Raw genomic sequence first — 15,459 nt, forward strand, 5'->3', positions numbered from 1 at the left:
GCGCATGGGACAATCGCCGGATGTTCGTATTGTTTGAAGAAGCCGGCAAGTACCTCGGCGGCCGCGTGCTCGCGGAGGCCGAAGCATCGGCGCAGGTCGAGCTCGACACCGGCAAGCGCGTCAAGGTCAAGGGCGCCAACATCGTGCTTCGTTTCGAGAAGCCGGCACCGGCCGAGCTGATCGCCGAAGCCCGCGCGCTGGCCGCCGCGATGGACCTCGACCTGGCCTGGGAGTTCGCGCCCGAGGGCGAGTTCGCTTTCGCGGAGCTCGCGTCCGAGTACTTCAGCGACAAGCCCACGCTCGCGCAGCAGGCCGCGGCGCTGTTCGCGCTGTTCGAGGCGCCGCACTACTTCCGCCGCGCGGGCAAGGGCCGCTTCAAGAAGGCGCCGGCCGAGATATTGCAGCAGGCGCTCGCCGCCATCGAGAAGAAGAAGGTCGTGCAGGCGCAGATCGTCGAATGGGCCGGCCAGCTGGCCGAGGGCGTCTGCCCGCCGCCGATCCGCGAGCAGCTCTACAAGATCCTCTTCAAGCCCGACAAGAACGCGCCCGAATACAAGGCCGTCGTCGACGCTGCGCGCGCCACGCAGCGCCCGCCGCTCGAGCTGCTGGCAAGCGCCGGCGCGATCGACTCGCCCTACCAGTTCCACTGGCGCCGCTTCCTGTTCGAGAATTTTCCCAAGGGCACCGGCTTCCCGCCGCTGGCCGCGCCGGCCATCGCCGACGACCTGCCGCTGGCCGACGGCGTGCAGGCGTTCTCGATCGACGATTCGCAGACCACCGAGATCGACGATGCACTCTCGGTGCAGGGCCTCGGCAGCGGCACCGTCACGGTCGGCATCCACATCGCTGCGCCCGGGCTCGCGCTCGCGCCGGGCGGCGCCATCGACCAGGTGGCGCGCACGCGCATGTCCACCGTCTACATGCCGGGCTACAAGATCACCATGCTGCCGGACGAGGTGGTCAATGCCTACACGCTGCTCGAAGGCGGCGAGCGGCCCGCGGTGTCGCTCTACGCGAGGTTCGACGAAGCCACGCTCGAACTGCAATCGACCGAGACCCGGCTCGAGCGCGTCGCCATCGTGGCCAACCTGCGGCACGACCAGCTCGACGGCGTGGTCACGCAGCCCTGGCTGGAGGACCCGTCCTTCGTGCCCGGCGATGTGCCCGAGGCCGAGGCCGCGACCCGGCTGCGCGGGCCGCTCTCGTTCCTGTTCCGCCTTGCCAAGCAGCTCAAGGCGCAGCGCGAAGTGGTGCGCGGCAAGCCCGAGAACTTCAACCGGCCCGACTACAACTTCCGCCTCGTGGGCAACGACGGCGAGCCGGACGGCAGCGAACAGGTGCAGATCACCACGCGCCAGCGCGGCGCGCCGCTCGACCTGATCGTGTCCGAGGCCATGATCCTGGCCAACAGCACATGGGGCGGCTGGCTCGGCGAGCTCGGCGTGCCCGGGCTCTACCGCAGCCAGGCCAGCCTGGCGCCGGGCATCAAGGTGCGCATGGGCACGCGGGCCCTCCCGCATGCGGGGCTGGGCGTGAAGAGCTACGCCTGGAGCACCTCGCCGCTGCGCCGCTACACCGACCTGGTGAACCAGTGGCAGATCATCGCGGCCGCGCGCCACGGCAACACTGCCGCGCTCGCGGCGCCGTTCAAGCCCAAGGATGCCGACCTGTTCTCGATCCTGTCGGGCTTCGACGCGGCCTATGCGACCTACAACGCCTACCAGGGCGGCATGGAGCGCTTCTGGACGCTCAAGTACATCGAGCAGCAGGGCATCACCGAGGTCGTGGCGACCGTCATCAAGGACATTCCGAACGGTGCGCTGGTGCGCGCCGACACGCTGCCGCTGGTGTTTCCCGTCGCGGGCCAGCAGGAGCGCGGCGCGCGAGTGCGTGTGAAGCTCGGCGAGATCGATGAGATCGCGCTCGACGTGCACGGCACGGTGCTCGAGCGCCTCGATGCCCCGGAGGGCGATGCCGCGGCAACGGAAGAAGAAGCCAGCGACGACGATGCGCCAGAGGTGGCCGGCCCGATCGCCATCGCGGTCGACCTGGCCGACGGCGAGCAGGCCCCGCCCGAGAACACGCCTGCATGAGCGCCGCGCCGGGCCGCCCCAAGCAAGCTCGCTCCCGCTTGGCGGAAAGGCGCGCAGCGCCAAGGGTGCGCCAATGAGCGTGGAGGAGCGTCGATGAACCTGAAGGACCTGAGTACGCTGCAGATCGCGCTCGGCGTATCGGTCATCGCGCATGCAGCGCTGTTGGCGGTGCGCTTCGTCGATCCCGAGGCGTTCAACCGGGCCTTCAGCGAGACGCCGCTCGAGGTGATCCTCGTCAACAGCAAGACCAACGACAAGCCCGACCCCTCTGCACGTGTGATGGCGCAGGCCACGCTCGCGGGCGGTGGCGACCTCGAACGCGGGCGCGCCACCAGCCCGCTGCCGCCCTCGAGCTTCACCGCCGTGGGCGATTCGATGGAAGAGGCGCGCCGCCAGATGGAGGCCATGCAGGCGCAGCAGATGCAGCTGCTCACCCAGCTCAAGCGCGACCTGGCCGCCATGCCCGCGCCCGACCCGCGCGCCTCGGGCAACCCGAAGGAATCGGTCGCGCAAGAAGAAAAGCGCCGCCAGCTCGTGGCGCTGCTGGCCGAGATCGAGCGGCGGGTGAACGAAGAGAACGCGCGGCCCAAGAAGCGCTACCTGAGCCCCTCGACCCGCGAGGTAGCGTACGCAACCTATGTCGACACGCTGCGCCGCCGCATCGAGGTGCGGGGCACCGAGAACTTTCCCACGGCCGCCGGCAAGAAGCTCTACGGCGAGCTCAAGATGACCATCACCATCAACCACGACGGCAAGCTGCTCGACACCGTGGTCGACGAAAGCTCGGGCGACACCACGCTCGACCGCCGCGCGAAGGCCATCGTGCACAGCATCGGCAACTTCGGCAAGTTCACCGATGCAATGCGCCGGCAGACCGACCAGATCGTGCTGCAGTCACGCTTCAAGTTCACGCGCGACGAGACGATCGAGCTCTCGTCGCAATAGCAGCAACCACAACAGCCACAACGAAGCGCCACGCCATGGACCTGTACTGCGTCATGGGCAACCCCGTCGAGCACAGCCGCTCGCCCCGCATCCACGCCCGCTTTGCCGAACTCTGCGCACAGCAGCTCGACTATGGTCGCCGGCTGGTGCCGGTCGGCGCCTTCGCCGAGGGCGTTGCCGCCTTCCGGCGCGAGGCCGCCGAGCGCGGCGACGTGGCGCGCGGCTGCAACGTCACCGTGCCGTTCAAGTTCGATGCCGCCACGCTGGCGCAGCACACGAGCGAGCGAGCGGTGCTCGCGCAGGCGGTGAACACGCTGCGCTTCGACGAAGACGGCAGCATCCATGCCGACAACACCGACGGCATCGGCCTAGTCAACGACATCGTGCAGAACGCGGCGGTGCCGCTCGCAGGGCGGGCGGTGCTCCTGATCGGCGCGGGCGGCGCGGCCGCGGGCGTGCTCGGACCGCTGCTCGACGCCGGCGTGTCGCGCCTGGTGGTCGCCAACCGCACCATGGGCCGCGCCATGGCGCTGGTGCAGCGCCATGCGGCGCTCGCGCTCGGCCACGGCGCGGCGCTCGAAGCCTGGCCGCTCGACGCGGTGCCGGGCGACTTCGACGTCGTGGTCAATGCCACCGCCTCGAGCCTTGCGGGCGATGCGGTGCCGGTGCGCGCCGAAGTGCTGCGCCCCGGGGCGCTGGCCGTCGACCTGATGTACGGGCCGGCGGCCGCGGGCTTCATGGCCTGGGCCGAAGCGCACGGCGCCGTCGGTCGCGACGGGCTCGGCATGCTGGTCGAACAGGCGGCCGAGGCTTTCGCGTTGTGGCGCGGGGTGCGCCCGCCGGCCGCGCAGGTTCTCGCCGAACTGCGCGCAGAGCTCGGATGAAAGCCTTCTTCCGCTTGCTCGCGTGTCTCGTGGTCGCGGGCGTGGCGCTCGAGATTTTCTTCGTGCTGCGCATCGCGGCGATGGTGGTCGTCGATCCGCAGAGCACCACGTTCCAGCGCTCCGAGGCTTGGCAGCTCGCGCTCGCACAAGGCAGCAAGGGCGCCTGGCGCCAGGAGTGGGTGCCCTATGCGGAGATCAGCGACAACCTCAAGCGCGCGGTGATCGCGAGCGAGGACGCCGACTTCATCGACCACAACGGCGTCGAATGGGAAGCCATCGAGCGCGCGCGGCAGCGCAATGCCAAGGCCGAGGAACTCGCCGCCAAGCGGGCCGCGCGGGCCCGTGCGCGCGGCAAGCCGGTGCGGCCGGTGCAACTGCGTGGCGGCTCGACCATCACCCAGCAGCTGGCCAAGAACCTGCTGCTCTCGGGCGAGCGCACGCTGCTGCGCAAGGGCCAGGAACTGGTCCTCGCGATGACGCTCGAGGCGCTGCTCGACAAGGAGCGCATCCTCGAGATCTACCTCAACAACGTCGAATGGGGTGAAGGCCTGTTCGGTGCCGAGGCCGCGGCGCAGTACTACTTCAAGAAGCCCGCAGCGCGGCTGAGTGCGGCCGAATCGGCCCGCCTCGCCGTGATGCTGCCGAGCCCCAAGTTCTTCGAGCGCCGGCTCGGATCGGGCTACCTGAGCAGCCGCGCCTCGACCATCATGGCGCGGATGCCGGCGGCCGAGCTGCCCTGAACGCGCCGGCCAGGCGCTCCGCCGCGAGCACCGCGGCGAAGCCGATCGCATACGCCAGCACGTCCCACATGTCGGCCGTGGCACCGAGCACGATGCGCAGCGCGCGGTTGGGAATCTGCAGCTGCCATGCCGCAGCCAGATACTGGCCCAGCTCGACCAGCAGTCCCACGCCGAACGCAGCGAACGCGAGCGGCAGCACCCGCGCACCGACGAAGGCCTTGAGCAGCAGGTACACCCAGGCCACCGCGAGCACGTCGCCCAGGAAGCTGCGCACCCAGCCCCAGCGCGCACCCACCGTGGCGAGCAACAAAAGCACGACGAGCAGGGCTGCGGCCCCGGCCAGTGAAACAGGATCGAAACGCCATCGCATGGCCCGTATCATCGCGTGATGCTGGCGAAGCTCGTGGGATGGTTGCTGTTGGGCGTGGTGCGCTTGCTCACCGGGGCCCAGGCGCGCTGGTACGGCTGCCCGCCCAAGGCCGAGCAGCGCATCTATTTCGCCAACCACCAGAGCCACGCCGATCTCGTGATGATCTGGGCCGCGCTGCCCGAAGAGCTGCGCAGCATCACGCGGCCAATCGCGGCGCGCGACTACTGGGCCAACACGCCGGTCAAGCGCTGGATCACGACCGAGGTCTTCAACGCGGTCTACGTGGAGCGCGCTGCCAGCGCGCCGGCCGGGGCTCTGCTGGCCGAACCCGTGGCCACCGCGGCGGGCGATGCGCCGGGCGATGCGGTGCCCGCACCCGATCCGCTCGCCCCGCTCTCGCCACTCATCGAGGCACTCAAGAGCGGCGACTCGATCATCATCTTTCCCGAGGGAACGCGCGGGCACACGGGCGAGCCGCAAAAGTTCAAATCGGGCCTCTACACCCTCGCGACGATGTTTCCCGAGGTGGTGCTCGTGCCCGCCTGGATCGACAACGTGCAGCGCGTCATGCCCAAGGGCGAGATCGTGCCGGTACCGATCCTCTGCTCGGTCACCTTCGGCGCGCCGCTGCACGTGGAGCCCGGCGAAGAGCGCCGCCCCTTCCTCGACCGCGCGCGCGCCGCGGTGATCGCGCTGCGCGACGTTTGAGCATCAGCAGCCCGCCATGAATCAGTTCCTGCGCAGCCTCGACCCGACCCAGCAGGTCGCCGCTCTCTTCCTCATCGTCTTCGGGTTGCTCGTGGTGGTGAGCACCGCGGCCTTCCTTCTGAGCTTCAAAGAGCGCCGCAATCCGGTGCACGACGCCGCCTGGCAGGCCGGGCTTGCGCACTACCGCAAGCTGCTCGGCACCACCTGGTTCATGGCGGTGGTGTTCTGGATCGGCTGGGCGCTCGGCGAGACGGTCGCCACGGTGCTGTTCGCGCTCATCGCCTTCTTTGCGCTGCGTGAGTTCATCACGCTCTCGCCCACCCGGCGCGGCGACCACCGCAGCCTCATCCTGGCCTTCTTCGTGGTGCTGCCGATCCAGTTCTGGCTCGTCGCCACTGCGCGCTTCGACCTGTTCACGGTCTTCATCCCGGTGTACGTCTTCTTCGCGATTCCTGTCGCGAGCGCGCTGGCCGACGACCCGAGCCATTTCCTCGAGCGCAATGCCAAGCTGCAGTGGGGCATCATGGTCTGCGTCTACGGCATGAGCCATGTTCCGGCGTTGCTGCTGCTGAGCTTTCCGGGCTACGAGGGCAAGAGCGCCTTCCTCGTGTTCTTCCTGGTGTTCGTGGTGCAGACCTCGGTGCTGGTGCAGCACGTGATCTCGCGCCGCACGCAGCGCCCACCCTTCGCGCCCAACGTGAGCCGCAGCTTCAACTGGACCAGCTGGGGCATCGGCATCGCGGTGGCAAGCCTCGCGGGCGCGTTGTTCTCCTTCATCACGCCGTTCAAGTTCGGACAGGCGCTCGCGGTGTCCGTCATCGCCTGCATCGCGGGATCGATGGGCCACCTCGTGATGAAGGCGCTCAAGCGCGACCGCGGCATTCCCAACTGGGGCAAAAAGGGCGTCGGCGTGACGGGCGCGAACGGCCTGCTGGACCGTGTCGACGCGCTGTGCTTCGCCGCGCCGATCTTCTTCCACTCCATTCGCTGGTACTTCAACGCCTGAAAGGGCGCCATTGACATGCGCATCCTCGGCATCGACCCCGGCCTCCTCACCACCGGCTTCGGCGTGGTCGATGCGGACGGCCATGCGCTGCGCTACGTGGCGAGCGGCACCATCAGCACGCGCCATCTCGGCAGCGGCAACCTGCCGGCACGGCTCAAGGTGCTGTTCGACGGCGTGGCGGAGATCGCGGCGCGCTACCAGCCCGACGCCTCGGCGGTCGAGATCATCTTCGTCAACGTCAACCCGCAATCGACGCTGCTGCTCGGTCAGGCACGCGGCGCCTGCGTGACTTCGCTCGTGAACAGCAACCTCTCGGTGGCCGAATACACGGCGCTGCAGATGAAGAAGGCCGTGGCCGGCCATGGCCAGGCGGCCAAGGCGCAGGTGCAGGAAATGGTCAAGCGCCTGCTCGAACTGCCGGGGCTGCCCGGCGCCGATGCCGCCGATGCGCTGGGCATCGCGATCACGCATGCACAGGTGGGGCGCTCGATGGCACGGCTGGCCGAGGCCGCGCAGCTGTCGACGACGCACGCGAGCGCCTACCGACAAGGACGCTCGAGATAATCGATCAGGCGACGCGCTCGGCGATCAGCACCGCGAAGAAGCCCAGCGCGGCAAGCAGCGTCCACTTCAGGACGATCCACCCGAAGCGCCGGTACTTGACCTGCCCGGTGCCCGCATAGAAGGCAAAGCTCACGCCCGCCACCAGCAGCAGAAACAGGATGGCCCAGCGAAACAGAAGCATGGGTTGAACGCGGCCGGCCTACCAGGCCCGCGCCACTTCGCCGAAGCCGCGCGGTGCGCGCTTCTCGTCCTCGAAGGTCACGACCTCGTAGGCGTCCTCGTTGGCGAGCAGCTCGCGCAGCAGCTTGTTGTTGAGCGCATGGCCCGAGCGGAACGCCTTGTAGGCCGCGAGCAGCGGCTTGCCGATGATGTACAGGTCGCCCATGGCATCGAGGATCTTGTGCTTCACGAACTCGTCGTCGTAGCGCAGCCCGCCCGCATTGAGCACCTTGGTGTCGTCCATGACGATGGCGTTGTCGAGCCCGCCACCGAGCGCAAGGCCCTTGCTGCGCATGTACTCGACTTCCTTGGTGAAGCCGAAGGTGCGCGCGCGCGCGATGTCGCGGCTGTAGGAACCGGTGCCGAGATCGAACTCGACGCGCTGGCCGGTCGAGTTGACCACGCGGTGGTCGAAGTCGATCTCGAAGCTCAGCTTGTAGCCGTGGTACGGCTCCAGGCTCGCCCACTTCTCGTTGGCGCCCTCGCCTTCGCGCACCTCGACCTTGCGGGTCACGCGGATGAAATGGCGCGGCGCCTTCTGCAACTCGATGCCCGCGCTCTGCAGCAGGAACACGAACGACGAGGCCGACCCGTCGAGGATCGGCACTTCGTCGGCCGTGATGTCGATGTAGAGGTTGTCGATGCCCAGGCCCGCGCAGGCCGACATCAGGTGCTCGACGGTCTGCACCTTCGCGCCGCCGGTCGACACGGTGGAGGCGAGCCGCGTGTCGGTCACCGCCTCGGCGGTCATGCGGATATCGACCGGCTCGGGCAGGTCGACGCGCCTGAAGACGATGCCGGTGTCGGCCGGCGCCGGCCGCAGCGTCAGCTCCACGCGCTGGCCGCTGTGAAGCCCCACGCCCACGGCGCGGCTGATCGACTTGAGGGTTCGTTGTTGCAGCACGCCCAGGATTTTAGGCGCGCCACGGCGAGGGCGGGCCATGCCCTTCGCTATGGCACCGATAGACATAGGTTGTATGCGCTCGCCCCCGAAGGGGCGAGGCATTGTCAGTCGGCCTGGCGACGCAGGAAGGCCGGGATCTCGAAATCGTCCATGCCGCCCGACGAGAGCGCGTCCACCTTGGCCGCGGCCATGGTGCGGTTGGTGCGCCAGACGCTCGGCACGGCCATGCCGTCGTAGTTCGGCTGGCCCATGCCGGCGTGGCCCGTGCCGCCCACGGTGGGCACGTTGAACGGGATGTTGTCGGTGCCGGTGCGGATGACTTCGAGCGTCGGTGCCTGGCGGCGTGCGTCGGCGCGCGACAGGCCGGTGGCCACCACGGTCACGCGCATCTGGTCGCCCAGGCTTTCGTCGTAGGCGGCGCCGTAGATGACGTGCGCGTCCGGCGAGGCATAGGCGCGGATGGTGTTCATCGCGAGCTTGGACTCGTTGAGCTTGAGCGAACCCTTCGATGCGGTCACCAGCACCAGCACGCCCTTGGCACCCGACAGGTCGATGCCTTCGAGCAGCGGGCAGGCCACGGCCTGCTCGGCAGCGATGCGCGCGCGGTCGGGGCCGGCCGCGGCGGCCGTGCCCATCATCGCCTTGCCCGGTTCGCCCATCACGGTGCGAACGTCTTCGAAGTCGACGTTCACGCCGCCGTACTCGTTGATGATTTCCGAGATGCCGCCGACCGCGTTCTTGAGCACGTCGTTGGCATGCGCGAAGGCCTCTTCCTGCGTGATGTCCTCGCCCAGCACGTCGAGCAGCTTCTCGTTGAGCACCACGATCAGCGAATCGACGTTCGCTTCGAGCTCGGCCAGGCCGGTGTCGGCGTTGGTCATGCGGCGCCCGCCCTCCCAGTCGAAGGGCTTGGTCACGACGCCGACGGTCAGGATGCCCATTTCCTTCGCGACGCGCGCGATCACGGGAGCCGCGCCGGTGCCGGTGCCGCCGCCCATGCCGGCCGTGATGAAGAGCATGTGCGCACCGTCGATGGCTGCGCGGATGTCGTCCACCGCAGCCTCGGCCGCATCACGGCCCTTCTCGGGCTTGCTGCCCGCACCCAGGCCGCTGACGCCGAGCTGGATGATCTTGTGCGCGTTGCTGCGCTGGAGCGCCTGCGCGTCGGTGTTGGCGCAGACGAACTGAACGCCCTGCACGCCACGCTCCATCATGTGCGCGACCGCATTGCCGCCGCCGCCGCCCACACCGATCACCTTGATCTGAGTGCCTTGGTTGAATTCTTCGACTTCGATCATTTCGATGGCCATTTCTAACTCCTTGAATTTGCAGTTGCCGTTGTGTATCTGTGAATTTTTTCTGGTGTCCTGACGAGATCAACGCGACCGTCGTCGAGGTGGTGGACCGGTGCGCCGCCATCGCTCGTTGAAATGCAACGGCGGACTTCCGCGTGCGAGCCAGAGTGGGGAGTGGTTCATGGTCAGAAGTTCCCCACGATGAAGTCCTTGAAACGTCCGAACGCAGTCTTTACGGATCCGTTCTTCTGCGCGACCTTGAAGCCGCGCATGCGTGCGAAGCGCGCTTCTTCGAGCAGGCCCATCACGGTGGCGGCGCGGGGCTGCGCGACCATGTCCGACAGCGCGCTCGAGTACTTCGGGATGCCGCGTCGCACGGGTTTCAGGAAGATGTCCTCGCCGAGTTCGACCATGCCCGGCATCACCGCGCTGCCGCCCGTGAGCACCACGCCCGAAGACAGCACCTCTTCGTAGCCCGACTCGCGCACCACCTGCTGCACGAGCGAGAAGATCTCCTCGATGCGCGGCTCGATCACGCCGGCCAGCGCCTGCTTGCTCAGCATGCGCGGGCCGCGGTCGCCCAGGCCAGGCACCTCGACCTGCGTGTCGGGGTCGGCAAGCAGCTGCTTGGCATAGCCGTGCTCGACCTTGATGTCTTCCGCGTCCTTGGTCGGCGTGCGCAGGGCCATCGCGATGTCGCTCGTGATCAGGTCGCCCGCGATCGGGATCACGGCCGTGTGGCGGATCGCGCCGTTGGTGAAGATCGCGACGTCGGTGGTGCCCGCGCCGATGTCGACCAGCACCACGCCGAGCTCGCGCTCGTCTTCGGTCAGCACCGCCTGGCTCGAGGCCAGCGGGTTCAGCATCAGCTGGTCGACCTCGAGGCCGCAGCGGCGCACGCACTTGATGATGTTCTCGGCCGCGCTCTGCGCGCCGGTCACGATGTGCACCTTGGCCTCGAGCCGCATGCCGCTCATGCCGATCGGCTCCTTCACGTCCTGGCCGTCGATCACGAACTCCTGCGGCTCCACGAGCAGGAGGCGCTGGTCGCTCGAGATGTTGATGGCGCGCGCGGTCTCGACCACGCGGGCCACATCGGCCGGCGTGACCTCCTTGTCCTTCACCGCGACCATGCCACTCGAATTGATGCCGCGGATGTGGCTGCCGGTGATGCCGGTGTAGACGCGGCTGATCTTGCAGTCGGCCATGAACTCGGCCTCCTTCAGCGCCTGCTGGATGCTCTGCACCGTGGCGTCGATGTTCACCACCACGCCGCGCTTCAGCCCGTTGCTGGGCGCAATGCCCAGCCCCGCGAGCTTGAGCGCGCCGCCGGCCAGCACCTCGGCCACGACCACCATCACTTTGGCGGTTCCGATGTCGAGTCCGACAACCAGGTCTTTGTATTCTTTGGGCATTGAATGATGTCCTCGGTATTCGCTCTGTCTATTTCTTCTTCGTCTTGGGGTCGGCCACGACGGTGGTGACTCCGCGCAGACGCAGCGCATACGCGTCGTTGTGGCGCAGGTCGGCCGCCTCGACGTCGGCCGGCGTGCGCTGGTATTGGGCCGCGACCTGCGTCACGGTCGTCAGGAAGCGCTGCGCGCGGGTCGTGACCTCCTCGGCATTGCCGCGCCCCAGCTCGATCTGCGCGCCGGTGTCGAGCACCGCCTTCCAGCTGCCCCGGCTCGACAGCCTGAGTTCCGCCACGCCGACGTCATAGGGCGCGAACAGCGGTGCGATCACGCGGTACATGCCCAGCACCTGCCCCGCCTGCTCGATCGGTCCATCGAGCCGCGGCAGCCGTTCGTCGACCTCGGCCACGTTGGCGTCGAACACCTCGCCAAAGCCATTGATCAGCTTCGATCCGGCCTCGTCGCCCCAGGTGCCCACCGGCACCTGCTCGGTCAGGGTCACGCGCAGGCGGTCGGGGAACTCGCGCCGCACCACGGCCTTGCGGACCCACGGCACCGTCTCGAAGGCCGTGCGCGCGCGCGACAGGTCGACGGTAAAGAAGTTGCCCGAGAGCTGCGGCGCGACGTTGGCGCGCAACGTCACCGCGTTGTTGTGCGTCACGTCGCCGTCGACCTTGATGCCGCCGATCGGGAAGAACGGCTGGCGCAGCACCCACCAGGCGCCGGCGGCAAGCAGCATGAGACCCACCGCCGCGAACGCAATGGTCGAGACGATGTTCATGAGCTTGACGTCGAAGGGCGCCTGGATGCTGTCTGCCATGGCTACGGGTTCCCCCCGCTCGCATCGAGCGTGGCCGAAGCCAGCACGCGCACGCACAGGTCTTCGTAGGCGATGCCCGACGCACGCGCCGACATCGGCACCAACGAATGGCTGGTCATGCCGGGCGAGGTGTTCATCTCGAGCAGGAAGGGCTTGCGGTCGCTCGCGCGGATCATCACGTCGGCGCGGCCCCAGCCGCGGCAGCCGAGCGTGCGGTAGGCTGCCAGCGTGATGCGCTGGATCTCGCGCTCTTCGGCCTCGGGCAGCCCGCTCGGGCAGTGGTACTTCACGTCGTCGGTGAAGTACTTGTTCTGGTAGTCGTAGGCGCCTTCGGGTGCGGCGATGCGCACCACCGGCAGTGCATGCGCATCGAGCCCGCTGCCGAGCACGGCGCAGGTCACTTCCTCGCCCTCGATGAATTCCTCGCACAGCACGTCGGCGTCGTAGCGGGCCGACAGCGCCACGGCATCCTGCATCTGGGAATAGCCCTCGACCTTGGTCACGCCGATCGACGAGCCCTCGCGCGGCGGCTTCACGATGAGCGGCAACCCCAGCACATCGGGCACCGCGCGGACCTGCTCGCGGCCCTGCTGGTCGAATGCGAGGCGCACGTATTTCGGCGTCGGCAGTCCATCGGCCTGCCAGATGCGCTTGGTCATGACCTTGTCCATCGCCACGCTCGAAGCCATCACGCCGGAGCCGGTGTAGGGAATGCCGAGCAGCTCGAGCGCGCCCTGCACCGTGCCGTCCTCGCCGTGGCGGCCATGCAGCGCGATGAAGCAGCGCGCGAAGTTCTCGCGCCGGAGTTCGACCAGATCGCGCTCGGCGGGGTCGAACGCCCGCGCATCGACGCCGCGTGCGCGCAGCGCCTCGAGCACGCCCTGGCCCGACAGCAGCGAGATTTCGCGCTCGGCAGAACTGCCGCCGAACAGCACGGCCACCTTGCCGAATTGCGCTGGATCCTGAAGGCTCACGATGCCTCTCCCTCGCGCGCGGTGCGCGCTGTTGGCGGCGCCCCGGCCGCAGTTGCCATCTCGGCCACCTTGCCTGGCACGGCGCCGATCGAACCCGCGCCCATGCACAGCACCACGTCGCCGGCACGGGCGTTGTCGAGAATGGCCTGGGGCATGGCCGCGATGTCGTCGACGAACACCGGCTCCACCTTGCCGGCCACGCGCAGCGCGCGCGCCAGCGAGCGGCCGTCGGCGGCCACGATCGGCGCCTCGCCCGCGGCGTACACCTCGCCGAGCAGGACCGCGTCGGCATTGCCGATGACCTTGACGAAATCCTCGAAGCAGTCGCGCGTTCGGGTGTAGCGGTGCGGCTGGAACGCCAGCACCAGCCGGCGCCCCGGGAATGCGCCGCGCGCGGCCGCCAGCGTGGCGGCCATCTCGACCGGATGGTGGCCGTAGTCGTCGATCAGCGTGAAGCTGCCGGCCGACGGCCCCTGCACGGCCAGGTCGCCATAGCTCTGGAAGCGGCGCCCCACGCCCTTGAAGCCCGAGAGGCCTCGCTGCACCGCTTCGTCGGGAATGCCGAGCTCGACCGCCACCGCGATCACCGAGAGTGCATTGCGCACGTTGTGCTCGCCCGGCAGGTTCAGCACGATGGGCAGGTCGGGCAGCGTGACGCCGTTGCGCCGCTGGGCCGTGAAGTGCATCTGGCCCCCGACCGCGCGCACGTCGACCGCGCGCACCTGCGCATCCTCGCCGAAGCCGTAGCTGGTGACCGGGCAGGTCACTTCGGCCACGATGTCGCGCACCGCGGGATCGTCGGTGCACAGGATCGCCACGCCGTAGAACGGCATGCGGTGCAGGAAGTCGACGAAGGCCTTCTTGAGGTTCGCGAAATCGTGCCCGTAGGTCTCCATGTGGTCGGCGTCGATGTTCGTGACCACTGCCATCACCGGCAGCAGGTTCAGGAACGAGGCGTCCGACTCGTCGGCTTCCACCACGATGTAGTCGCCGCTGCCGAGCTGTGCGTTGGCACCGGCGCTGTTGAGCCGACCGCCGATCACGAAAGTCGGGTCGAGCCCCGCGGCCTCGAGCACGCTCGCCACCAGGCTGGTCGTGGTCGTCTTGCCGTGCGTGCCGGCGATCGCGATGCCCTGCTTCAGGCGCATCAGCTCGGCGAGCATGAGCGCGCGCGGCACCACCGGAATGCGCTTCTCGCGCGCGGCCAGCACCTCGGGGTTGTCGGACTGCACCGCGGTCGAGGTCACCACCGCATCAGCGCCGTCGATGTGCGCGGCCGCGTGGCCAACGAAGGTGCCGATGCCCAGCCCCGCGAGCCGGCGCAGCGTGGCGCTGTCGGCGAGGTCGGAACCCGTGATCGTGTAGCCCAGGTTCAGCAGCACCTCGGCGATGCCGCTCATGCCCGAGCCGCCGATGCCGACGAAGTGGATGTGGCGAATGGCGTGCTTCATTTCGCGAGCTCCTCGCAGGCGCGGACCATCGCTTCGACGGCCTCGGTCTTTCGCATGCTCTTGGCTTTCTGGGCGCGATCGATCAGTTCGGTTCGTTGTGTCTTCTGTAGCAAGTCAGCCAGCAATTCAGGTGTGAGGTCGGTCTGCTGCACCAGCCAGCCGCCGCCCGCGTCGACGAGGAAACGCGCGTTGGTGGTCTGGTGGTCGTCGACCGCCGAGGGGAAAGGCACGAACAGCGCTGCTGCGCCGACGGCCGCGATTTCGGTGACCGTGCTGGCCCCGGCGCGCGCGACGATGATGTCGGCGTCGGCATAGGCCTGTGCGGTATCTTCGATGAACGGCGTGAGTTCGCCTTCGACGCCGGCCACGGCGTAGTTGGCGCGCAGTTCGTCGATCTGCTTGGCGCCGCTCTGGTGCAGCACGCGCGGTCGCGTGCCGGGCTCGATGCGCGCGAGCGCCTTCGGCACGACCGCATTCAGCGCCTTGGCGCCGAGGCTGCCGCCGACCACCAGCACCTTCAGCGGGCCGCTGCGGCCTGCGAAGCGCGCGGCCGGCTCGGGCTGCGAGGTGAAGGCCCCGCGCAGCGGGTTGCCGATCCACTGCGCCTTCTTGAGCACGTCGGGAAAGGCCGTGAACACCCGGTCGGCCACGCCCGCCAGCACCTTGTTGGCAAGACCCGCGACCGAGTTCTGCTCGTGCAGTACCAGCGGCTTGTTGAGCAGCACGCCCATCATGCCGCCCGGAAAGGTGATGTAGCCGCCCAGGCCCACCACCACGTCGGGCTTCACGCGGCGCACCACGCCGAAGCTCTGCCAGAACGCACGCAGCAGCTTGAGCGGCAGCAGGAACAGCGTGAGCGGACCCTTGCCGCGCACACCGCCGAACTGCACCGGCTCGAAGACGAAGCCGCGCGGCGGCACCAGCCGTTCTTCCATGCTGCCCGGCGCGCCGAGCCAGTGCACGCGCCAGCCGCGCTCGCGCAGCGCCTCGGCCACCGCCAGCCCCGGGAAGATGTGGCCGCCGGTACCGCCGGCCATGACGAGTGCGGTGCGCGTCATACGCGGCCTCCGCGCA

General features: G+C 68.6%; 16 protein-coding genes. 7 read left to right on the forward strand and 9 right to left on the reverse strand.

Going from position 1 to position 15,459, the window contains the following annotated elements; all coding sequences use genetic code 11:
• Window positions 1–20 precede the first annotated feature (20 nt).
• The 4 genes from AC3A6R_RS23285 (at window position 21) to mtgA (ending at window position 4,662) form a co-directional block, all read left to right on the forward strand.
• Window positions 21–2,093: a ribonuclease catalytic domain-containing protein gene (locus tag AC3A6R_RS23285; protein WP_487865717.1), complete on the forward strand. Its 2,073-nt coding sequence runs from the start codon at window positions 21–23 to the stop codon at window positions 2,091–2,093.
• A gap of 93 nt (window positions 2,094–2,186) precedes the next feature.
• On the forward strand, window positions 2,187–3,038 hold the full coding sequence (locus AC3A6R_RS23290; RefSeq protein WP_487861690.1) for an energy transducer TonB: 852 nt from the start codon (window positions 2,187–2,189) through the stop codon (window positions 3,036–3,038).
• A 35-nt stretch (window positions 3,039–3,073) separates the two neighbouring features.
• Window positions 3,074–3,922 (forward strand): shikimate dehydrogenase, encoded by an 849-nt coding sequence (gene aroE, locus AC3A6R_RS23295; RefSeq protein ID WP_487865718.1) that lies wholly within the window; start codon window positions 3,074–3,076, stop codon window positions 3,920–3,922.
• Window positions 3,919–4,662 carry a monofunctional biosynthetic peptidoglycan transglycosylase gene (gene mtgA, locus AC3A6R_RS23300; protein ID WP_487865719.1) on the forward strand — a complete coding sequence of 248 codons (744 nt, stop codon included), beginning with the start codon at window positions 3,919–3,921 and terminating at the stop codon, window positions 4,660–4,662. The genes aroE and mtgA overlap by 4 nt, the downstream gene beginning before the upstream one ends.
• On the opposite strand, the gene AC3A6R_RS23305 is transcribed toward mtgA, so the two are convergent.
• Window positions 4,628–5,044, reverse strand: coding sequence for a ribosomal maturation YjgA family protein (locus tag AC3A6R_RS23305; protein ID WP_487865720.1), 417 nt, complete (start codon window positions 5,042–5,044; stop codon window positions 4,628–4,630). The two genes, mtgA and AC3A6R_RS23305, sit on opposite strands and share 35 nt — an antisense overlap.
• Before the next feature lie 6 nt (window positions 5,045–5,050).
• On the opposite strand from AC3A6R_RS23305, the gene AC3A6R_RS23310 reads away from it, so the two are divergent.
• The 3 genes from AC3A6R_RS23310 to ruvC are packed head-to-tail and all read left to right on the forward strand — an operon-like array spanning window position 5,051 to window position 7,310.
• Complete coding sequence (locus AC3A6R_RS23310; protein WP_487865721.1) at window positions 5,051–5,740, forward strand: lysophospholipid acyltransferase family protein; 690 nt, start codon at window positions 5,051–5,053, stop codon at window positions 5,738–5,740.
• A 16-nt stretch (window positions 5,741–5,756) separates the two neighbouring features.
• Window positions 5,757–6,746, forward strand: a complete 990-nt coding sequence (locus tag AC3A6R_RS23315) for a phosphatidate cytidylyltransferase (RefSeq protein WP_487865722.1) — start codon at window positions 5,757–5,759, stop codon at window positions 6,744–6,746.
• Window positions 6,747–6,761: 15 nt separating this feature from the next.
• Window positions 6,762–7,310, forward strand: coding sequence for a crossover junction endodeoxyribonuclease RuvC (gene ruvC, locus AC3A6R_RS23320; RefSeq protein WP_487861696.1), 549 nt, complete (start codon window positions 6,762–6,764; stop codon window positions 7,308–7,310).
• Between the two features lie 4 nt (window positions 7,311–7,314).
• Here ruvC and AC3A6R_RS23325 read toward each other — a convergent pair whose 3' ends face one another.
• From AC3A6R_RS23325 to murG, 8 genes are all read right to left on the reverse strand, one after another.
• Window positions 7,315–7,491 carry a hypothetical protein gene (locus tag AC3A6R_RS23325; protein ID WP_487861697.1) on the reverse strand — a complete coding sequence of 59 codons (177 nt, stop codon included), beginning with the start codon at window positions 7,489–7,491 and terminating at the stop codon, window positions 7,315–7,317.
• An 18-nt stretch (window positions 7,492–7,509) separates the two neighbouring features.
• Window positions 7,510–8,433, reverse strand: a complete 924-nt coding sequence (gene lpxC, locus AC3A6R_RS23330; RefSeq protein ID WP_487861698.1) for a UDP-3-O-acyl-N-acetylglucosamine deacetylase — start codon at window positions 8,431–8,433, stop codon at window positions 7,510–7,512.
• 104 nt (window positions 8,434–8,537) lie between these two features.
• Window positions 8,538–9,743 carry a cell division protein FtsZ gene (gene ftsZ, locus AC3A6R_RS23335; protein WP_487861699.1) on the reverse strand — a complete coding sequence of 402 codons (1,206 nt, stop codon included), beginning with the start codon at window positions 9,741–9,743 and terminating at the stop codon, window positions 8,538–8,540.
• Between the two features lie 170 nt (window positions 9,744–9,913).
• Window positions 9,914–11,143 carry a cell division protein FtsA gene (gene ftsA / locus AC3A6R_RS23340; RefSeq protein ID WP_487865723.1) on the reverse strand — a complete coding sequence of 410 codons (1,230 nt, stop codon included), beginning with the start codon at window positions 11,141–11,143 and terminating at the stop codon, window positions 9,914–9,916.
• 28 nt (window positions 11,144–11,171) lie between these two features.
• Window positions 11,172–11,960 (reverse strand): cell division protein FtsQ/DivIB, encoded by a 789-nt coding sequence (locus AC3A6R_RS23345; RefSeq protein WP_487861701.1) that lies wholly within the window; start codon window positions 11,958–11,960, stop codon window positions 11,172–11,174.
• 2 nt (window positions 11,961–11,962) lie between these two features.
• Complete coding sequence (locus AC3A6R_RS23350; protein WP_487865724.1) at window positions 11,963–12,934, reverse strand: D-alanine--D-alanine ligase; 972 nt, start codon at window positions 12,932–12,934, stop codon at window positions 11,963–11,965.
• Complete coding sequence (gene murC, locus AC3A6R_RS23355; RefSeq protein WP_487861703.1) at window positions 12,931–14,385, reverse strand: UDP-N-acetylmuramate--L-alanine ligase; 1,455 nt, start codon at window positions 14,383–14,385, stop codon at window positions 12,931–12,933. The genes AC3A6R_RS23350 and murC overlap by 4 nt, the downstream gene beginning before the upstream one ends.
• Complete coding sequence (gene murG, locus AC3A6R_RS23360; protein WP_487865725.1) at window positions 14,382–15,443, reverse strand: undecaprenyldiphospho-muramoylpentapeptide beta-N-acetylglucosaminyltransferase; 1,062 nt, start codon at window positions 15,441–15,443, stop codon at window positions 14,382–14,384. The genes murC and murG overlap by 4 nt, the downstream gene beginning before the upstream one ends.
• Window positions 15,444–15,459: the final 16 nt, after the last annotated feature.

This window comes from Variovorax sp. Soil_C_19 (assembly GCF_057657255.1).

Excerpts from the sequence above, each read along its gene's own strand:
- AC3A6R_RS23285 (WP_487865717.1), top strand. The coding sequence starts at position 21 with ATGTTCGTATTGTTTGAAGAAGCCGGCAAGTACCTCGGCGGCCGCGTG.
- AC3A6R_RS23290 (WP_487861690.1), top strand. The coding sequence starts at position 2,187 with ATGAACCTGAAGGACCTGAGTACGCTGCAGATCGCGCTCGGCGTATCG.
- aroE (WP_487865718.1), top strand. The coding sequence starts at position 3,074 with ATGGACCTGTACTGCGTCATGGGCAACCCCGTCGAGCACAGCCGCTCG.
- mtgA (WP_487865719.1), top strand. The coding sequence starts at position 3,919 with ATGAAAGCCTTCTTCCGCTTGCTCGCGTGTCTCGTGGTCGCGGGCGTG.
- AC3A6R_RS23305 (WP_487865720.1), bottom strand. The coding sequence starts at position 5,044 with ATGATACGGGCCATGCGATGGCGTTTCGATCCTGTTTCACTGGCCGGG.
- AC3A6R_RS23310 (WP_487865721.1), top strand. The coding sequence starts at position 5,051 with ATGCTGGCGAAGCTCGTGGGATGGTTGCTGTTGGGCGTGGTGCGCTTG.
- AC3A6R_RS23315 (WP_487865722.1), top strand. The coding sequence starts at position 5,757 with ATGAATCAGTTCCTGCGCAGCCTCGACCCGACCCAGCAGGTCGCCGCT.
- ruvC (WP_487861696.1), top strand. The coding sequence starts at position 6,762 with ATGCGCATCCTCGGCATCGACCCCGGCCTCCTCACCACCGGCTTCGGC.
- AC3A6R_RS23325 (WP_487861697.1), bottom strand. The coding sequence starts at position 7,491 with ATGCTTCTGTTTCGCTGGGCCATCCTGTTTCTGCTGCTGGTGGCGGGC.
- ftsZ (WP_487861699.1), bottom strand. The coding sequence starts at position 9,743 with ATGGCCATCGAAATGATCGAAGTCGAAGAATTCAACCAAGGCACTCAG.
- ftsA (WP_487865723.1), bottom strand. The coding sequence starts at position 11,143 with ATGCCCAAAGAATACAAAGACCTGGTTGTCGGACTCGACATCGGAACC.
- AC3A6R_RS23345 (WP_487861701.1), bottom strand. The coding sequence starts at position 11,960 with ATGGCAGACAGCATCCAGGCGCCCTTCGACGTCAAGCTCATGAACATC.
- murC (WP_487861703.1), bottom strand. The coding sequence starts at position 14,385 with ATGAAGCACGCCATTCGCCACATCCACTTCGTCGGCATCGGCGGCTCG.
- murG (WP_487865725.1), bottom strand. The coding sequence starts at position 15,443 with ATGACGCGCACCGCACTCGTCATGGCCGGCGGTACCGGCGGCCACATC.